This window comes from Leuconostoc sp. LN180020 (genome assembly GCF_014844115.1).
Lineage (GTDB): Bacteria > Bacillota > Bacilli > Lactobacillales > Lactobacillaceae > Leuconostoc > Leuconostoc citreum.
This window is the reverse complement of sequence record NZ_CP039736.1, coordinates 981,352-998,641: the sequence shown is the minus strand read 5'-3', so window position 1 is coordinate 998,641 and position 17,290 is coordinate 981,352. Positions and strand designations below refer to the sequence as shown.

The 17,290-nt window shown below is 38.5% G+C and carries 15 protein-coding genes; 6 read left to right on the top strand and 9 right to left on the bottom strand.

Annotation, left to right across the window (positions count from 1 at the left end; translation table 11 throughout):
* Positions 1-5 precede the first annotated feature (5 nt).
* The gene (locus tag FAZ25_RS05220) at positions 6-1,712 is read right to left on the bottom strand and encodes an ABC transporter permease/substrate binding protein (RefSeq protein ID WP_012305384.1); all 1,707 of its coding nucleotides are present in this window, start codon (positions 1,710-1,712) and stop codon (positions 6-8) included.
* A complete protein-coding gene (locus tag FAZ25_RS05215) occupies positions 1,705-2,898 on the bottom strand; it encodes a glycine betaine/L-proline ABC transporter ATP-binding protein (RefSeq protein ID WP_004909136.1) in 1,194 nt (397 codons plus the stop codon). Before FAZ25_RS05215 ends, FAZ25_RS05220 begins: the two co-directional genes overlap by 8 nt.
* 184 nt (positions 2,899-3,082) lie before the next feature.
* On the opposite strand from FAZ25_RS05215, the gene FAZ25_RS05210 reads away from it, so the two are divergent.
* From FAZ25_RS05210 to FAZ25_RS05200, 3 genes are all read left to right on the top strand, one after another.
* Positions 3,083-3,706 carry a TrkA C-terminal domain-containing protein gene (locus tag FAZ25_RS05210; RefSeq protein ID WP_004909137.1) on the top strand — a complete coding sequence of 208 codons (624 nt, stop codon included), beginning with the start codon at positions 3,083-3,085 and terminating at the stop codon, positions 3,704-3,706.
* Between the two features lie 91 nt (positions 3,707-3,797).
* A complete protein-coding gene (locus tag FAZ25_RS05205; protein ID WP_192269104.1) occupies positions 3,798-4,343 on the top strand; it encodes a biotin transporter BioY in 546 nt (181 codons plus the stop codon).
* Positions 4,336-4,626, top strand: a complete 291-nt coding sequence (locus FAZ25_RS05200; RefSeq protein ID WP_080514234.1) for a CHY zinc finger protein — start codon at positions 4,336-4,338, stop codon at positions 4,624-4,626. The genes FAZ25_RS05205 and FAZ25_RS05200 overlap by 8 nt, the downstream gene beginning before the upstream one ends.
* Positions 4,627-4,669: 43 nt before the next feature.
* Here the strand turns inward: FAZ25_RS05200 and FAZ25_RS05195 are convergent, their stop codons facing one another.
* Complete coding sequence (locus FAZ25_RS05195; RefSeq protein WP_004904765.1) at positions 4,670-5,518, bottom strand: bifunctional 5,10-methylenetetrahydrofolate dehydrogenase/5,10-methenyltetrahydrofolate cyclohydrolase; 849 nt, start codon at positions 5,516-5,518, stop codon at positions 4,670-4,672.
* Between the two features lie 73 nt (positions 5,519-5,591).
* On the opposite strand from FAZ25_RS05195, the gene FAZ25_RS05190 reads away from it, so the two are divergent.
* From FAZ25_RS05190 to FAZ25_RS05180, 3 genes are all read left to right on the top strand, one after another.
* Positions 5,592-6,077, top strand: a complete 486-nt coding sequence (locus FAZ25_RS05190) for a deaminase (RefSeq protein ID WP_004902505.1) — start codon at positions 5,592-5,594, stop codon at positions 6,075-6,077.
* 287 nt (positions 6,078-6,364) lie between these two features.
* Positions 6,365-7,324, top strand: a complete 960-nt coding sequence (locus tag FAZ25_RS05185; RefSeq protein WP_004904767.1) for a thymidylate synthase — start codon at positions 6,365-6,367, stop codon at positions 7,322-7,324.
* A 36-nt stretch (positions 7,325-7,360) separates the two neighbouring features.
* Positions 7,361-7,861, top strand: coding sequence for a GNAT family N-acetyltransferase (locus FAZ25_RS05180; RefSeq protein WP_004909144.1), 501 nt, complete (start codon positions 7,361-7,363; stop codon positions 7,859-7,861).
* A 31-nt stretch (positions 7,862-7,892) separates the two neighbouring features.
* Here the strand turns inward: FAZ25_RS05180 and FAZ25_RS05175 are convergent, their stop codons facing one another.
* The 6 genes from FAZ25_RS05175 to FAZ25_RS05150 all read right to left on the bottom strand — a co-directional run bounded on the left by FAZ25_RS05175 (position 7,893) and on the right by FAZ25_RS05150 (position 17,285).
* Entirely contained in the window at positions 7,893-8,870 is a 978-nt protein-coding gene (locus tag FAZ25_RS05175; protein WP_004909146.1) for a glycosyltransferase family 2 protein, read from the bottom strand.
* Positions 8,871-8,963: 93 nt separating this feature from the next.
* Positions 8,964-10,022: an acyltransferase family protein gene (locus tag FAZ25_RS05170; RefSeq protein WP_004909148.1), complete on the bottom strand. Its 1,059-nt coding sequence runs from the start codon at positions 10,020-10,022 to the stop codon at positions 8,964-8,966.
* A complete protein-coding gene (locus tag FAZ25_RS05165; RefSeq protein WP_004909150.1) occupies positions 10,015-11,742 on the bottom strand; it encodes a hypothetical protein in 1,728 nt (575 codons plus the stop codon). Before FAZ25_RS05165 ends, FAZ25_RS05170 begins: the two co-directional genes overlap by 8 nt.
* The gene (locus tag FAZ25_RS05160; protein WP_012305385.1) at positions 11,739-15,287 is read right to left on the bottom strand and encodes a CDP-glycerol glycerophosphotransferase family protein; all 3,549 of its coding nucleotides are present in this window, start codon (positions 15,285-15,287) and stop codon (positions 11,739-11,741) included. Before FAZ25_RS05160 ends, FAZ25_RS05165 begins: the two co-directional genes overlap by 4 nt.
* Positions 15,288-15,364: 77 nt before the next feature.
* Entirely contained in the window at positions 15,365-16,180 is an 816-nt protein-coding gene (locus FAZ25_RS05155) for an ABC transporter permease (protein ID WP_004902519.1), read from the bottom strand.
* 7 nt (positions 16,181-16,187) lie between these two features.
* A complete protein-coding gene (locus tag FAZ25_RS05150; protein ID WP_004902522.1) occupies positions 16,188-17,285 on the bottom strand; it encodes an ABC transporter ATP-binding protein in 1,098 nt (365 codons plus the stop codon).
* Positions 17,286-17,290: the final 5 nt, after the last annotated feature.

The following is a 17,290-nucleotide window of genomic DNA, read 5'->3' as shown; positions in this document are numbered from 1 at the left end:
TTTTATTATTGATACCAACTATCAGCTAATTTTTGGTGTGATTTTAACCAGTTATTTGCTGCTTCTTTTGGTGATTTACCATTTTGTATAGCTAACATGACGCTTTCCATATCGTCTTTTGACCAATGGAACTTATCAAGTACTTTTTCAAGCTTAGGATTCTCTTTCTTTAATCCCTTTCTTGTAAAGGTATTAATACTTTCGCCTTTACCCATCGTGCCTTTAGGGTCTGCTAAATATTTCAAGTTGTATTTACTAAACATCCAATGTGGTGACCAACCTGTTACCACAATGTCTTTTTTAGCTTTATAAGCTTTATCTAAAGCAATTGCCATAGCCCCTGATGATGAACCTTGGAGTTGCCAACCATTCAAGTTGGCGTAGCTAGACAGCGTTTTTTTCGCTGAGACCATTTCACCAGCACCAGGTTCGATACCGGTAATTGTTTTGTCAGCTTGATTTGTTAAATCTTCAATAGAGTTAACATTCATATAATCAGGTACAACTAAACCGGTTTTAGCACCTTTTAAATTTGAACCTAATACATTCACATCATTCTTAAATTTGTCATATAAAGTCTTATGAGTTATAGGTAGCCATGCACTTAGTGAAGCATCAACTTGCCCATTAGCAACAGACTGCCATAACACTGCATTATCTAACGGGGTCATCGTCACATTATAACCATGTTGTTTTAAAGATTCGGCTAAGACATTCGTGGAAGCAACTTCTGAATCCCATTCAACATAACCAAGATTAACGCGTTGCCCTGTTTCTTTTTTAGTGGTGACAGCATTGACAACCCCACCACCAATCATAACAACTAGTGTTGCTAAGATAGTCCAACGTTTCCAAGGCTTTGTTTCTGCTTTTTCGCCAGGCTTAGAGTTCAGTTTTTGTGTGAAGCGATCAATAATAATCGCTAAAATCACCAGACCCAAACCATTCACAAATCCAGAACCAATATTAGCATGTTGTACGGCAGATAAGACGCCACGACCCAGTCCAGGCGCACCAATCATAGAAGCAGTAACAACCATCGATAAGGCCAACATAATTGTTTGATTGGCACCAGCTAAGATAGTATTTCTAGCACTTGGTAGTTCGAGCTTAATTAATTTCTGCCAAGTCGTTGACCCAAATGAATCTGCTGCTTCAACCAATGAAACAGGTACTTGACGAATACCAAGGTCTGTCATACGAACCATTGGTGGCAAAGCAAATATTATCGATGCGAACACACCAGGCACCACACCGATACCAAAGAAAGCAACGGCAGGAATTAAGTAGACGAAACCGGGCATTGTCTGCATGAAATCAAGAATTGGCTTCACAACAGCGGCTGTTTTTGGTGACTTAGCCGTTATAATACCAAGTGGTATCCCTATGACTAGGGAGATAACAGAAGCCATGATAACTAATGTTAAGGTACTCATCAAGTCATCCCACAAATTCTGGTTAGCAATAATGGCTAACCCAACAAATGTGAATAACGGAAAACCATACTTTTTAGGTGTGGTTAAGATAGCGATTAACGTAATGCCGGCAATCATTAACGGCATTGGCACAGCAACTAAAGCGTTAGTCATCCCATCCATGACTGTTTGTCCAACATGTTGCATTAAGTTAAACAGTCCAGATAAGTGATTTGTTAGCCAATTGACGCCCTTGGTTACAATATCTTCAAGGGGTAGTTGAGGTATATTAAGCATTCTCATCATCTCCTTCTGTGTCGGCAAGTGCTTCTATGACCGCACCGCGAATAATGACACCTTTCACGCGATTATTACTGTCAATAACAGCTACCGGTGTCTGCGAATCATAAATAATCGGCATGATATCAGCAATTAACGTATCTAATGATACAGTCGGCATTTCTGCAATTACTTCTGTCAGTGACTTACGTTCGCGACGTGCAGAAACGGCAGAATCGGAAGACAAATAACCCAATAACTTACGGTTACGGTCAACTGCAACCAAACCAGACACTTCTTCATCAGACATTTTACGTAAGGCAACCGTTGGCCCATCAACCGCAATATTTGTCGTGAGTGCTGGAATCATAATACTTTCAGCTGTCAACACTTTGGTACGATCAACACCGCCAATAAACGTTTCAACATATTCATTAGCAGGATCCGTCAAAATTTCTTCACCGGTACCAACTTGTTGTAATTGCCCGTCTTTCATAATGGCAATATGATCACCAATGTGTAAGGCTTCATTCAAATCATGTGTAATGAAGATAATTGTCTTGCGGACATTAGCTTGCAAATCCAAGAGTTCTTCTTGCATTTCACCTCGAACAAGGGGGTCCAAAGCAGAAAACGCTTCATCCATCAAGAGTATATCCGGGTCATTTGTCAGTGCGCGTGCCAAACCAACACGTTGTTGCATACCACCTGATAACTGACTTGGGTATTGGTCTTTAAAGCTTAATAGCTTAGCATTATCCAATGCTTTTTCCGCTCTTTTGCGACGTTCTGCTTTATCAACACCTTGTACTTCTAGGCCATATTCAGTATTTTCTAGAAGCGTACGATGTGGGAACAGTCCAAAGTTCTGGAAGACCATGCTCATCTTTTTACGACGAATATCAAGCATTTGTTTCTTATTAAACTTAGTGATTTCTTGCCCATCAATAAATAATTGACCATCAGTTGGCTCAATCAAGCGATTCAGTAAGCGAATCAACGTTGATTTTCCCGATCCTGACAGCCCCATAATGACGAATATTTCGCCTTCTTCAATACTCATGTTGATATCATAGACACCAACTGTACTCCCTGTTTTTTCGACAATTTCGTTCTTACTTTTGTTCTGTTTTACCATTTTCAGCGCCGCTTTTGGACGCTTCCCAAAAATTTTTGTGAGATGCTTAATCTCTACTTTCGCCATGAAATCCTCCACTTTGTTCAAATAGCATGATGACAATGCTATTTTTTCATTGACTCTGTTTATGATTTAACTTATACTTCAAAGTGACAACTTGTTATAAATAATAGATTGCCACTAAGTGATGTCTTCTATTTTGTCATAAGTTGTCACTTTTGTCAAATTATCCTATCGTTTGGAGGACATGATGCCAACAATTAGAGAACCCCGTTATCGTAAAATAGCTTATCAAATTGCGCAGAAAATAGCTGACAATAATTATCCAGTGGGTAGTAAACTACACGCACGTTCTACTCTTTCAGCTGCTTTTGGCGTGTCATCTGAGACAGCCCGTAAAGCCATAAGCGTATTAGCTGATTTGGAAATTGTCAAACCAGTCCATGGCAGTGGTATTGAAGTCTTGTCACGGGAAAAAGCTAAAATCTTTTTAAACCAAGCACAAGAAACATCTGATATACAAACAATTCATAGCCAAATTAAAGAAACAATTTCACAACAGAAAAGAGAAATTAAAACTTTAGAAGAGTCAATGTCGCGTTTATTCGATCAAACTCAGCGTGTGCAGTATCACAATCCCCTCAATCCTTTTGAACTTGAACTCATCTCAGATAGTTCAAAATTTGGACAGTCAATTGCTAGTTTGAATTTTTGGCAGAGTACTGGCGCAACAATTGTTGCCCTCATGCATAATGATGAATTAGTGATTTCACCTGGTCCCTATGCTGTGATTGAGCGTGGCGATACATTATACTTTGTTGGTAATGAAGTAGCTATCAACCATGTCAAAAATTTCTTCTACGATACACCTTAAAAAGCTATTAAAATAGCTTTTTTTATTTTCTTGACAACTGCATCGCCTAGTTGTAAACTTATATAGAAAAATAAGTTAACAAGAGGAAATTATGAAGACACAAAGACTCACCTTCACCGTTGCGATTATCGCCATATTGATTATCATGGCTTATATTCCGGCCATTCCAATCGGGATTGTCCCAATTGTAGTGCAGAATATGGGCATTATGCTGGCAGGGGCCATTTTAGGCTGGCGTAGCGGCTTTATCGTTGTTATCGTTTGGTTAATTATGGCTGCCATTGGCTTACCTGTCTTGGTCGGTGGTAGTGGTGGCTTTGTTCATTTCATCGCCCCCACTGCTGGCTATATTTGGGCCTATCCGTTTGCTGCACTATTGATTGGATTGTCTGTTAAGTACTTAAAGCATTTCAATAAGTTCAACTTTGTAACACTTTTTATCGCAATTATTATTTTTGGGGTTATCTTTATTGATGTCAGTGGTGCTGTTGGTTTGACTCTTATCACACACATGTCATTTTCTAAGGCTTTGCTAATGCAGCTTACTTTTATTCCTGGCGATTTGATTAAAGCTGCACTTGCCACAACAATTGCACTCACACTGCGCCGTCGTTTTAGTGTATTAGAGCATGACTAAGATTTTAGGGATTGCTGTTGATGCGTCAGGGCGATGTCAACATTGGCACCAAGATTTTGATATCATTGCCAATCAATGCGAGCTATGTCAGGAATACTTTGCTTGCTACCTGTGTCATGATTCATTACGTCGTCATGCGTTTCAACCGGCAACATTGACAGCAAAAAGTGTGCGATGTGGTAACTGTGGTTTTGAAATGACTGGCACAATATATCTTAAATCAACTAACTGTCCACAATGTCAGCACGCATTTAATCCTAAATGTCACCTTCACCAAGCATAAAAAAGCAATGATCCGTCTATTTGATAGAAAGATCATTGCTTTTTTATGCTTGGTAATTTTCTGCTAAGGTAATTGTGTTTTCTAATAGTGTCGCAATAGTCATTGGTCCAACACCGCCAGGCACTGGCGTGATGTAGCTGGCAATACTTTGGACAGAATCAAAATTGACATCTCCAACAGCTTTACCGTTAACAAAATTCATGCCAACATCAATAACCACAGCCCCCGGCTTCAAGTCTGAACCTTGAATAAAGTCTGGCTTGCCCACACCAACAACTACAATATCTGCGCGCTTCAAATAATCTTTCAGGACATTTTCTGGTGTGTAGCGGTGTGCTAACGTTACAGTTGCGTCAGCATTAGTCAATAAAGCAAACATTGGACGGCCGAATAATTGAGAACGACCGATAACAAGCGCTTGTTTGCCAAAAATATCGATGTTGTAGTGCTTTAATAGTGTCATCACACCCTGCGGTGTCGCTGCAACAGTGTAATCATCTAATGCGTCACCAAACAACATCCCTTGTACCGTTGCGCCTAAGCCATCAGCATCTTTATGTGGTGCCACTGCTGAAAAAATTTCACGTTCTTTGACGCCTTTTGCTAACGGACTTTGTACTAGAATTCCTGTAATTGAAGGGTCAGCATTCAGTGACGCGACTAATGCCAACACACTTTCTGTCGTTGCATCAGCTGCTGTCGGAATATCTTTGGTCTGAATACCTAAAGCAGCGGCTTTTTTGGATTTCATGCCGACATATAATCGACTACCGTCATTTTGAGGATCATATATAACAGCTAATGTTACTGGCTTCCCTAGTTTTGCCACACGATTAGCAGTTTTCTCGTTAGTTAACTTTGCTACTGCTGCACCGTCAAGTATTTCAGTCATCAAAAAGCTCCTTCGTTTGTTCGCGATTTATGTTATATTTTTCTTAACAAAAAGATCATGGGAGTCATTCAATATGTCGAAGAATAATCGTATTAGCTGGGATCAATATTTTATTGCACAGGCAGCTATTTTATCCACTCGTTCTACATGCACCAGGCTGCATGTTGGCGCGATAATTGTCCAGAATAATCGCATTATTGCCAGCGGCTATAACGGTTCAGTTTCAGGCACGCCACATTGTACCGAGGTCGGTGATTTAATGGTTGATGGCCACTGCGTTCGTGCAGTACATGCTGAACAAAACGCTTTAATGCAAGCCGCTCAAATGGGCATCAGCGTCTCAGGGGCAGAATTTTATGTGACTGATGTGCCTTGTATCCAATGCACCAAATTATTGTTGCAAGCTGGTATCAAAAAAATCAACTTCATGCGCGATTATCACAATAACGCTTTTGCAGAAGAATTGCTGGCTCAAAAACATGTCACCGTCAAACAAGTCCCTTTTTTACCACAAACAGCACAACAAATTAATTGGCAACAATTCATCACACATGAATGATACTCTCCAAAAAAAATGAATTATTTGTTAATAACGAACTATTATTATTCTATCACAGTTTTTTGTTTTAGAAAACGAATATCTAATCATGATACATTAACCTCATTTTAGCATTGTTTTACCAATGCTTTTAAACATGCTACAATCGTATTAGCCGTTATTTGGCGATATCATCGCAAAAACAAAACACGGACAAAATTAATATTTTATCGTATATTTGTTAAGATTTTAATCATTACCACACGCGAAAGGATAACCGTGTTCTATGAACACGACATAATATAATCATGTCAAAAAACGAACAACAATACCTCGACTTAGCACAAAAAATACTAGATGAAGGTCACCTCAAGGGCGACCGCACTGGTACTGGCACGCATTCTTTATTCGGATCACAAATGCGTTTCAATCTGCAAGAGGGTTTTCCCCTACTCACCACAAAAAAAGTTTTTTTTGGACTGATAAAGTCAGAATTGCTTTGGTTTTTAAGGGGTGATAATAATATTCGATTTTTACTCCAACACAACAATCACATTTGGGATGAATGGGCTTTTAAAAATTGGGTATCTTCAGAAGAATATTCTGGTCCTGATATGACGAACTTCAGCCATCGTGCACAAGAAGATGCTGATTTTGCTGCAGCTTATCAAGCACAAAAAGCTATTTTCGTGGACAATATTCTCAATGATGATGATTTTATGGAGAAGTTTGGTTATATCGGCGATGTCTACGGTAAGCTTTGGCGCGGCTGGGAAACAATATCTGGTGAAAACGCCATTGATCAAGTTAATCGCCTAGTGAATCAAATTAAGGCAACACCTGATTCACGTCGCCTTATATTAACTGCCTGGAATGCCGAAACAACACCACAAGCGCCATTACCGTCATGCCATGTGCTCAGTCAATTTTATGTTGCTGATGGCAAGCTTAGCCTGCAATTATACCAACGCTCTGGTGACTTCTTCTTGGGTGTGCCATTCAACATAGCATCATATTCTCTTCTGCTACATATGGTTGCCGCGCAGACTGGCTATGAAGTTGGCGATTTTATCCATACGATTGGTGACACGCACATTTATAATAACCATATTGAACAAATCACCGAACAACTCTCTCGTCCAATGCACCATTTGCCAAAGCTATGGCTGAATCCTGAAGTCAAGTCACTATTTGACTATACAATGGATGACATCAAGGTGCTCGATTATGAAAGTGAGCCTGCGATTAAAGCGCCTGTTGCGGTATAATAATCTTAATAGATCATGTTGTCGAAAGGATTAGAAATGAAAATTAGGCCACTAGAAAAAAGAGATTTACCTTATATTTATCAACAAGAAAATTCCCGTAAAGTGATGGCACTTTGGTTTCAGGAAGCATACACGTCGTTTGATGAGTTACAGTTGTTGTACGAACGACATGTATTAGATCAGACAGAACGACGTTTTGTCGTTGAAGATAAGGACCAATTTATTGGTGTGGTTGAATTAATGTATATTGATGGGTTACATCGCCATACTGAAATACAAGTTATCATCCATCCAGACCACCAGGGACATGGTTACGCTCAATCAGCTATCAAAGCGGGCATTGAATATGCCTTTAAAGTTTTGAACATGCACAAAGTTTACCTGTATGTTGACGTTGACAACGCTGCTGCTATTCATATTTATAAAAAAGTTGGTTTCACTCAAGAAGGTGTCTTACGGGGTCATTTTTTCGCTGAAGGTAAGTATCACGATAGTATGATGATGGGTATTTTAGCCCATGAATTTATTGCAAATTAAAAAAGTTGTCACTTTGAAAGTGACAACTTTTTTAGTTAAGTAATTCTTCTAAATCCAACTCTCTTAAACTAATGGTCTTTGTTTGGTGTAATCCAGCTGCATACTCAATTGTTGGCTTAAAAAACAAACCACGCCATAAACCGCGGATAATCATACCAAGTTTCTTAGCTCGGAAAGGAACGCCTCGCTTTAATAAGGTCCGACGCCAATCATAAATAACTGCCCCGATAATTGTTTTGATCATATCTTTGGTAGAAATGCGACGTGCCGTTAAGACACGATTACGGTACTCATAATCATAACGCCATAGACGACTAGCATCTTTTTCCGCAATTATATCACCAGGTTTAGTGTTTTCTTTTGATTTATGCACAGCAATAGAATTAATAACCATATAGCCTCGTTTGATGTCAGCAATACGATTTGTGTATTCCATGTCATCACCCCAAATAAAGTACTCTTTTTGAGGCAAGCCTACCATTGCTACCATCTCACGTGAAAACATAACTGACACAAAAGTTGAATTAACAACTTCAATTGCTGGTTGGTTCTTATCAGTGAGGTATCTTTGCCAAGTAAAAGCACGTGGCGCCGTGACATTCATCCAAGAAGGATTACCCGTCATACTACCCCAACGCACCTGTGAGTTAACAAAACCAGCTTCTGGATGCGATTCTGAAAATTCGACAAGATGTTTTAAAGCATCTGGCTCTGGAATCGTATCATCATCCATTAACCAGACATAATCATCTTCTAAAGTTTCACCAAATAAGCGGACAGCTTGGTTAAAGCCCCCAGCACCACCTAAATTTTTGTCAGCGTGATAAACAACCACGCGACTATCATGCAAACTATCCAGATACTCTTTTGTACCATCAGTTGATAAATTATCAACTACAATAACATGTGATAAATAATTTGTTTGCGCTAAAACCGCAGCGAGTGATTCTTTCAATAATGGCAAGCGATTGTATGTCACAATAGCAGCAGCGACAGTTTTGTCAGTCATCTGATTATTTCCTTCATAAGTTCAGTAGTTCAATTATACGTAAAACAGCAGTGTTTTACAAATCCATCTTGTGTCACATCACTAACTCACAGCTTACCATAAATATCTAATCAACTTAAGTCTAGTATTCTTTTGTAAAGCATAAGACAAACTAAACAGTAACATTAAGGCAGTTAACACCAAACTAAATTTTGTCCAACCACTCATGTTAATAGCGAAGCGATTATGTAAAATTGCTGTTAACACGATTAAACCAAATTGTCCCATGTAAACAAAGCTAGAGAGACGACGTATATCGTTCGAACAAGGTATAGTAATTTGTCTGACAGCGACATTGATTGCCAATAACAAAACGCTTACCGCCAATAAATCAACAAAGATAAATTGCTCAGTCGATAATGTTGTCCCTGCTGCACGCCAATGAAATACTTCTTTAACAGTTAATAGTTGAATCAACATGATTGACACAGTCAACAGCAAGATAGGTATTCTTCGGAAAAAGCCCTCATATTCAGCAATAAAGCGGCCAAAAATCAAAAATGGTACAGCCACTAGGAAAGACTCAGCTGGCAAAAAATTTGGGATATGCTTAAGCGTGGTCATAACCATTGGTATATTCTTGCCCTTAAGCAAGACAATCAGTAAAATTGCCAACCAAATAGTCCCAATCGCAGTCTGTGATAACACATTTAAACGATTAAGTAATACAAAGACGATAATTCCGCCCAAGATAGTTGCTGAAATATACCAAGAGCCTTGGAAGGTGCTACCTGTGAAAAAATTAAGAATATATTTCTTAAACAACGACCATACCAATCGTAATCCATGCTCACCTTTGAAACGAAAATGACCACTCCAATCTAATGGTATTAGCCAAAGATATAGTAACCACCAAGCCAGATAAAACTTAAATAGACGTTTAAGGTAGTGCCATGTATACTGTTTTCGCTCAGCTAACGATGGCAAAGTCATTAACTTTTTATGCACCAAAAAACCAGATGTCAGTAGAAAAAATGGTACGGCAAAGCGGCCAATGCCTAAAAAAAGAACAATATTACTCTCTGGGTTAGGCAAAGGCCAAATGTGAATACCTACTACAAAAATGGCCGCAATTAGTTTAAAGATGTCTAATACATCGTATCTATTATTCATTGTGACGTTTCCTTATGCTTATAACTTGATAGCTCAAAAGAATCACGATTACAATGATTGGACTCACATACGCTACTGTTTGTAGCAAAGATGTTTTGATGCCCAATATCAGTTGATTCTCTCCTTCACGACCAACCACATCAATCACGCCCACCAGCCCGGTCTTAGGCATTATTTGTTTGCCATTCAGGGTAGCTACTGTTTGTCGGTAAGCTACGGCTGGCACTTGTATCTTAGCCGGATGTGCTTGATACCAAGTAATTTCCAGATTCCCAGCATTATTTATGCGTTTTTTAAACTGGCTCGGTAAAATCAGATTATTGACAACAGCTTGATAATGTTTATCATTTGAGAAAACCTCATCTTTGCCGGGCAAATAATCCGGTGCGCTAAAATTAACAACATGCATACTCTTGTCAAACTGTTGTTGCCTTTTTTGTAACAAGTCCTGTATTTGGCTAGCTTCTTTGGATTCATCATTTGGAATAACCAACTTTGATGCTAACGTATTATCCTGACGCCAAAAATTTTGGTTGGCGTTTTCGTTACTAATATAAGTATTTTTAATTGTCATGCCGCCGATGAGTAACAGTCCAATGCTTATCGCTAAAAGATATTGTTTCTTTAAATTTAGTGTATTGATCAGTTGCGTCAACGATAAAATAACAAAAAAACTAAGTAAATATAAACCAGGTAGCGTAAACCGCATTGGGAACTGCACAATTTTAAAGAAAGCAATATCATTCCAATGATTTGTTACAATCGCTGGTGCCGAGGCAATGAATAGAAATAATAATCCAAAAATTAATAACAACCACTGTTGCTTTGATACTTGTTTAACACAAGCAACTAGCAAAGTTATTGACAACACAATTAACCAAAAAGCCAGCCCTTGATAAGGATTCGTTGATAATGCTTTAGGTGAGGTGAAAATAAATGGAGACAAAATTGGCTGTGTTTTTATGATTGTCAAGTAGTCAATCCAATATCCCAGCGTTAAACCAACACTGATTAAGCCCGCCAAAGCAATTTGCTTAACAAGCATAAGTTTTTGATTGGTAGTCACTAACGCAACTATAAAGAAGGCAGCTATTATGAAGACACTAAAAACAAACGATAGCATGTGACATTCCAAAATAATGGCCATGGTAATTCCAAGCTTTATGGGCTTCACCAGCTGCCTTTGCCCACTAGTCATCTGCATACCGGCATCAATTACTAATGGCAGGAACATCATGCCCCACGGCATTCCTCCCGAACTTTGGTACCAATAAGTTAATGCCCAATAACTTGTCAGTGATAATAGCGTAGCCACAGTCAAACTCAAAAATGGCTGTCTAGAATACTTATTGAACAACCAATAACTCAAAGCTATTGTCCCAAACGTTAGAATAAAGTTAGTGATTAATTGAAATTTCAGCCATGCCTGTGTCATCAACAAGATAAGACCGAAACAATAGCCTAATCCGGGTCCGTAAAAAGCATTGACTATACGCCCAGTTGCACCGAAACCATAAAGTGACATCGTCATATTATGAAAGTTTAAATGCTTGAGCCGTTGCATAGATTCAAAAGCACGATTAAAGTGAAATGCTGTATCTGCCCCTAAATAGATGCCTCTGCTATGAAGTTGTGGTAGGGCAAAAATCAAAGCAATGGCTAATATAATCAAATATGGGTATGCCTGATACCATTGTATTTTCTTCATCGCTTGTTTCATGCCATATCATCCTTAAAGACCGTTTCAACAAGTTTTTGGCTAGCATGACCATCATCATATTGTATAAACTTATGCTTAAAGTTTGCAATTTTTTCACGATATTGATGTTCAATAGCCTCAAAATTATTAATTGCTGCTAATAATTCGTTTTGATTGTAGACTAGTGGTCCGGGCGCATCATGCTCAAAATCAAAATTCAGCCCACGTGACGACACATATTCTTTATAATCATAAGTATAAAAAATCATTGGTTTATCAAGCAATGCATAGTCAAACATCGTAGATGAGTAATCAGTAATCATCACATCAGAAACTAAGTAATAGTCTTCAATTGAAAAATCTTGATTAGCTAATGATATATTATTAGCTTTTGGAACATTACTGACATTATTCCAATAGTGCGGGTGAATAATCATGTAAAGCTCTTTATCTAAAGTTTTTTCTAATTGCACAAAATCAATTGGCAATTCGATTTCGCCACGAACTCGCCATGTCGGAGCATATAAAACAATTTTTTTATTTGTGGGTATCCCCATCTTTTGCTTCATCTGTTTTGTGTTTTCAGAATTGGCCCTACTAAATAAAGCATCATTTCTTGGATAACCTGTCGGTAAGACCTGAGCTTGGTGGCGATATGCGTCTTGTGCTACCTCCGCTACATAATCACTTGGGACTGTAAGATAGTCCCAATTCAAATTTTTACGTAAATAACGCTCGTAGTTAGCAGGATTCCATTCATTTAGTACATTAAATCCCATATTTTTTAATGGTGTCCCGTGCATTGTCTGTATTTCAACTTGTGATGACCGTTTAATGCGTTCATCTTGTTCAAAATTAACATTATTAACAAAATACTTTGCTCGAGCTAAATAATACCAATATTCTTTTGTGCCAAATGAAATAAATTTAGTATTTGGTAGGTCGACCTCTTCGACTATATTTTTTAATACGACAACATGGTTAAACTTTTGAGTATGTGCCTGTAGGTAATCATAAATAGCTTTTGGATTATCGCCAAACTTGTCTCCCCAAAGGGATGAATAAACAACTGTATTATTCAATAATGGCTGTTTTAAATATTCTAGATAGTCCGTTTGCCAGAAGGCCACTTTATCGGCCATATCTCTAAAGCCTTCACGGTTCGTGTTTTGTCTTAATACAACTTTACGATGTTCCTCTTTATCGTCTGTACTAATTAACCACTCTAACTGTCCCATTGGTATGGTTTTATTCAGTAACTCATGAACTGACTTACCCCATCGCAAAGGCATCGTGAAATCATCACGACGCAAGAAATGTATAGAAATTTCAGGATGCAGTAATGCAACATCACGATATTGACCAAATGACAATGGCATCGATACTTCCCACAATTGGCGCTTGCCAAAACCATGCGTCAATTTTTTGGCACGATAACTATTTGATAACCCATCTGCAGCAAAGGTTAGTTTGGCCGACAATGCTGTCTTTGTCCAGCCTCCGAGCCAAAATTGTATTTTAGCTGTGTTATCATCCACACTAAAAGATTTCACAATTGGGTATTCCCATGAGATAGCTAAAGTGGCGACATGATTAGAAACATGAAAAATACTCATATTTGCACCAATACTTTGCGGTGCTGCAATCTGTTGTTGTGACATGCGGATTTTCTCGTAGCTCGTCACATCAGATAAATCATCTGTGGTAATTAATTGCCACCACCGTTTAGCATTAGGATCCGCCTCACCTAAGAATGACTGGTCTGCTTCTGAAATTGTATAGTTTTGTCCTTGACGCACTACTGGTAAGTAACGTTGATTAGCGTCATCCCATAATGCGACATGGGCCTTAGTATGAGTAAGTTGCCATATGTAATTATTATTATAATACCGGCTAGAAACAACTACGGGTGCTTTGGGATACCTAGTAAATTTTAGTCGCCAGTCCGATGAATAACCGGGCACAATGAAGTCATCACCAACCATAAATCCTTCAGGTCTTGGATCATCACCGGGTAATGGTTCCGTCACAATAGCCTGCAATGACATACCATGTACTACTTGGCTAATTTTAATGTAAGCTGGTTCGGTAAGCGCCGTTAAGTCTGTTAATGGTATTTCAATATGATAGTGATTGTATTGATAGTGGTGTGCCGGTGCTTCGACTTTTGTTTGTGTGTTATCAAAGCCACTGTACGCTGTTATATTAGGATCTTCGGAGAAGACGATGCTGCCTGTAAACGGCGCAACTGTCTCACCATACTTATTAACGAATGTTACCTCAGCATCGCCAATATCATCTAAATTATTGACATCCAAATACTGATAATATAGATGACCATCAAGGGTGACAACATTATCTTCTTGCTTTACTTCATATAAACGTGTGCGACTTTCAAAATCATGCTTGAATGTTGGTAGTTCAAAATCAAAATCATCTTGGTAGCTACTATGCAACTGCTTTGTTTTTGGATTAAAGCTAATATGAAATTCTTTTTTGGCATAAGTTAAAATTGCTTGTTGTACAAGATTATACGGCTCATTTAGCCAGATAGTATATAGTGCACGATACCAAAAACGTGCTTGATTAAATTGTTGTGGGGTTAGCATTTCCAAAAAGGATTTCACTTCACGATAGATTACATCTTTATAATCTTGATCTAGCACTAAATAGTTATCGTAAGTAAAAGGAATAGTTAAATCAAAATCAAGCATTTTGTGTAACTGTTCATCTTGTGCACTTCTTGGAGCGTCATACTTTTTTAGGCTTTCGAGAATGAACTTCATGCCCTTAACGCGGTCAGTAAAACTTTTAATTTGACCTGTTGCCTGTGTGATTGAAGGTGCCCCAATATCACGGAATCGCCACAAATAAACAATCTCATCAAAAATATCAATTTTTTGCGCTAAGCTATACATTGGTACAACAGTTGGCATATCTTCGTACAATACTTTTTCTGGGAAATAAAGACTATATTTTAAAATAAAATCGAGACGATATATTTTATTCCATGCAGTCGAATCCCAAACCATTTCGGGATGTTCTGCCAATGTTGTGGCTTCATATGTATCATGATAAGCTCTATGATGAACATAAGACGTCCATGATTCGCCTGTACTATTAAACCTTCTAACCGCTCCGCCAATCAAATCAGATCCCGTACGCATAATCATATTTAACATTTTGCGATACGAAAAATCGATGACAATGTCATCTGGGTCAACATAGGTAATAAATTCACCTTCGGCTAAATTAGTCCCACGATTTCTTGCTGAACCCAGTCCGCCGTTCTCAAACAGGTATAATTCAAATATTTCTGGATAGTTATCAACGTACTCACGCGCAATTTCCGGGGTTGCGTCTTTTGAACCATCATCAATTAAAATAACTTGATAGCCCCCATCAACACCTTGCCTAAGTAGAGAATCTAACGCCTCTCTTAGAAAAAGTGACACATTATACATTGGCACAACAACGCTTAGCTTTGTTGTTGCCCGACAACTTTTTTTAACAATGGTGACAGGCTTGTCATGATTTTTAGGGATATGAATAATTGGTTCAGTCATGGATTAACTCCTATTGTAATTATGTATGCAAAGAGGGGGTACGAACCACTTGGCCGCACCCTCTTTTCGCTTAAGTATTAAACAAGGTCCGCAAAATAAGCACGGAATTTCAAATGCAAATGTGATCCTAACAGTAATACAACCAGCACAAATGACCAGAAGGCTATATTTTGTGATGGATGATCCCATACCCAGCCGGTACTCAAGAATGAATCACGAACACCAGCAATTAAATAATAAAACGGGTTCATTTCTATTAAACGACCAATGCGTGCGTGTGTTGGGCCCAATTTTTGTGCAATATCGATAACTGCACCAGAAAACCAAAATACGAATCGCATAATTGTTTGTATCAATTGTTGATAATCAGGGAAAAGTACTGTAATAGTCGCATTAAATATGCCTAAAGCGTGCAAAAAGACGAGCATCGCAAAGAAATAATAAATAAATTGGAATGCATGTGGCGTTAGATGAACACCTGACAAAACAGCAATGACAACACCCACGGCTAATGTAATAAAAAATGGGATGACGTTAATCCAAGTTCTCACACTTGGCATAATGCTGATTGGAAAATTCATTTTAGAAACTTGTCGTACATTGTTACGAATACTCCAAGTAGCATCCATAAATGATGTATTCAAAAACAACCATACTGCCTGACCTATTACTAACCAACCAATATATGGCACACCATCAGTTTCACCGCCTTGCCGCAAACCGACACCAAAGACTAACCAATACGTTGCAATCTGCATAACAGGGTTGATAATATCCCACAGCACACCCAAAGAATGGTCCATGTATTTCGCGCGAGTTTCATAGCGCGCTAAACGTAAAATAACGGGAAAGTATTTTATTTGCTCCCGTAGCACAAGCCATATTTCTTTCATGTTTTACTTACCGTCCAAAATACATATAAGCGTACACAGCATAAATCAGAATACCCGTACCAGCAAAAGCAAGTAGCCAGTTCCACCAACTTAGGCGGCCACCAACAGCATTGTCTCTGACAATTTTTTTCTTTTCTGTATTCGTCAAATGCTGATCTAATGCTATACGTTCTGTTAACTGTTGACGATTGAAGTCGTTTTGTGCTTGTTTACGTGCTGCAACATACGACTTTTTAACATCATCATCGAGCTGATTGTACCATTTAGTCCAATCTTTATATTCTTGCAGAATCGTTTCCGTATCACCATAGGCTCTTAACTCACCATATTGAATCCACATTGTTTTGTCTGTGAATTCTTCAATTTGGCCTAGGGCATGTGACACGAAGAAAATTGTTTTACCTGCAGCTTTAAATTCCTTCATTTTGTTCAAAGCTTTACGTGTAAAGGTTTGGTCCCCAACAGATAACGCTTCATCGATAATCATAATATCAGGATCTTGATGCACTGCTATTGAAAATCCGAGTTTTGAACGCATCCCCGATGAATAGTTTTTAACTGGTTGTTTAATGAACTTACCAAGTTCAGAAAAATCGGATATGTCGTCAATTTGGTCATCAATTTCTTTATTTGATAACCCCATCATGAGTGACTTCAATCGGATATTTTCTAATCCGGTCAAATTATCGCGTAAGCCATCCCAAACCGATAGCAATGAGGTTTGCCCCTTAATTTTCAAACGACCAGAAGTTTCAGCCAAGGCGCCACTCAATATATTAAGTAATGTTGATTTTCCTGAGCCGTTGACGCCTATCACGCCGACAACATCACCTTCAAAGACATCAAAAGAGATGCCCTTCAAGCCCCAAAACTTTTCCTTATCTGATTTCAAAGGATTTAATATTGCCTGAATCTTTTCATTGCGGGACGTACCCATATCGTATTCTTTTGTAATATAACGGCCACTTACTTTCAGTGGTGCTTCTGAATTATTATGGTTTCCGGGTAAATCAAGCTGTTTAGCCACAGACACCGGTAAGAAGGGTTCATCTAACCCACGTGGATCATTGGGTTCATAAACCGCTTTTTTAATATCTTCAGTCATGTCCT

Bases quoted from the DNA above. Each gene is read 5' to 3' on its own strand.
- FAZ25_RS05185 (WP_004904767.1), top strand. From the start codon at position 6,365: ATGTCAAAAAACGAACAACAATACCTCGACTTAGCACAAAAAATACTA.
- FAZ25_RS05205 (WP_192269104.1), top strand. From the start codon at position 3,798: ATGAAGACACAAAGACTCACCTTCACCGTTGCGATTATCGCCATATTG.
- FAZ25_RS05220 (WP_012305384.1), bottom strand. From the start codon at position 1,712: ATGCTTAATATACCTCAACTACCCCTTGAAGATATTGTAACCAAGGGC.
- FAZ25_RS05175 (WP_004909146.1), bottom strand. From the start codon at position 8,870: ATGACTGACAAAACTGTCGCTGCTGCTATTGTGACATACAATCGCTTG.
- FAZ25_RS05210 (WP_004909137.1), top strand. From the start codon at position 3,083: ATGCCAACAATTAGAGAACCCCGTTATCGTAAAATAGCTTATCAAATT.
- FAZ25_RS05195 (WP_004904765.1), bottom strand. From the start codon at position 5,518: ATGACTGAAATACTTGACGGTGCAGCAGTAGCAAAGTTAACTAACGAG.
- FAZ25_RS05155 (WP_004902519.1), bottom strand. From the start codon at position 16,180: ATGAAAGAAATATGGCTTGTGCTACGGGAGCAAATAAAATACTTTCCC.
- FAZ25_RS05215 (WP_004909136.1), bottom strand. From the start codon at position 2,898: ATGGCGAAAGTAGAGATTAAGCATCTCACAAAAATTTTTGGGAAGCGT.
- FAZ25_RS05165 (WP_004909150.1), bottom strand. From the start codon at position 11,742: ATGAAACAAGCGATGAAGAAAATACAATGGTATCAGGCATACCCATAT.
- FAZ25_RS05170 (WP_004909148.1), bottom strand. From the start codon at position 10,022: ATGAATAATAGATACGATGTATTAGACATCTTTAAACTAATTGCGGCC.
- FAZ25_RS05200 (WP_080514234.1), top strand. From the start codon at position 4,336: ATGACTAAGATTTTAGGGATTGCTGTTGATGCGTCAGGGCGATGTCAA.
- FAZ25_RS05180 (WP_004909144.1), top strand. From the start codon at position 7,361: ATGAAAATTAGGCCACTAGAAAAAAGAGATTTACCTTATATTTATCAA.
- FAZ25_RS05150 (WP_004902522.1), bottom strand. From the start codon at position 17,285: ATGACTGAAGATATTAAAAAAGCGGTTTATGAACCCAATGATCCACGT.
- FAZ25_RS05190 (WP_004902505.1), top strand. From the start codon at position 5,592: ATGTCGAAGAATAATCGTATTAGCTGGGATCAATATTTTATTGCACAG.
- FAZ25_RS05160 (WP_012305385.1), bottom strand. From the start codon at position 15,287: ATGACTGAACCAATTATTCATATCCCTAAAAATCATGACAAGCCTGTC.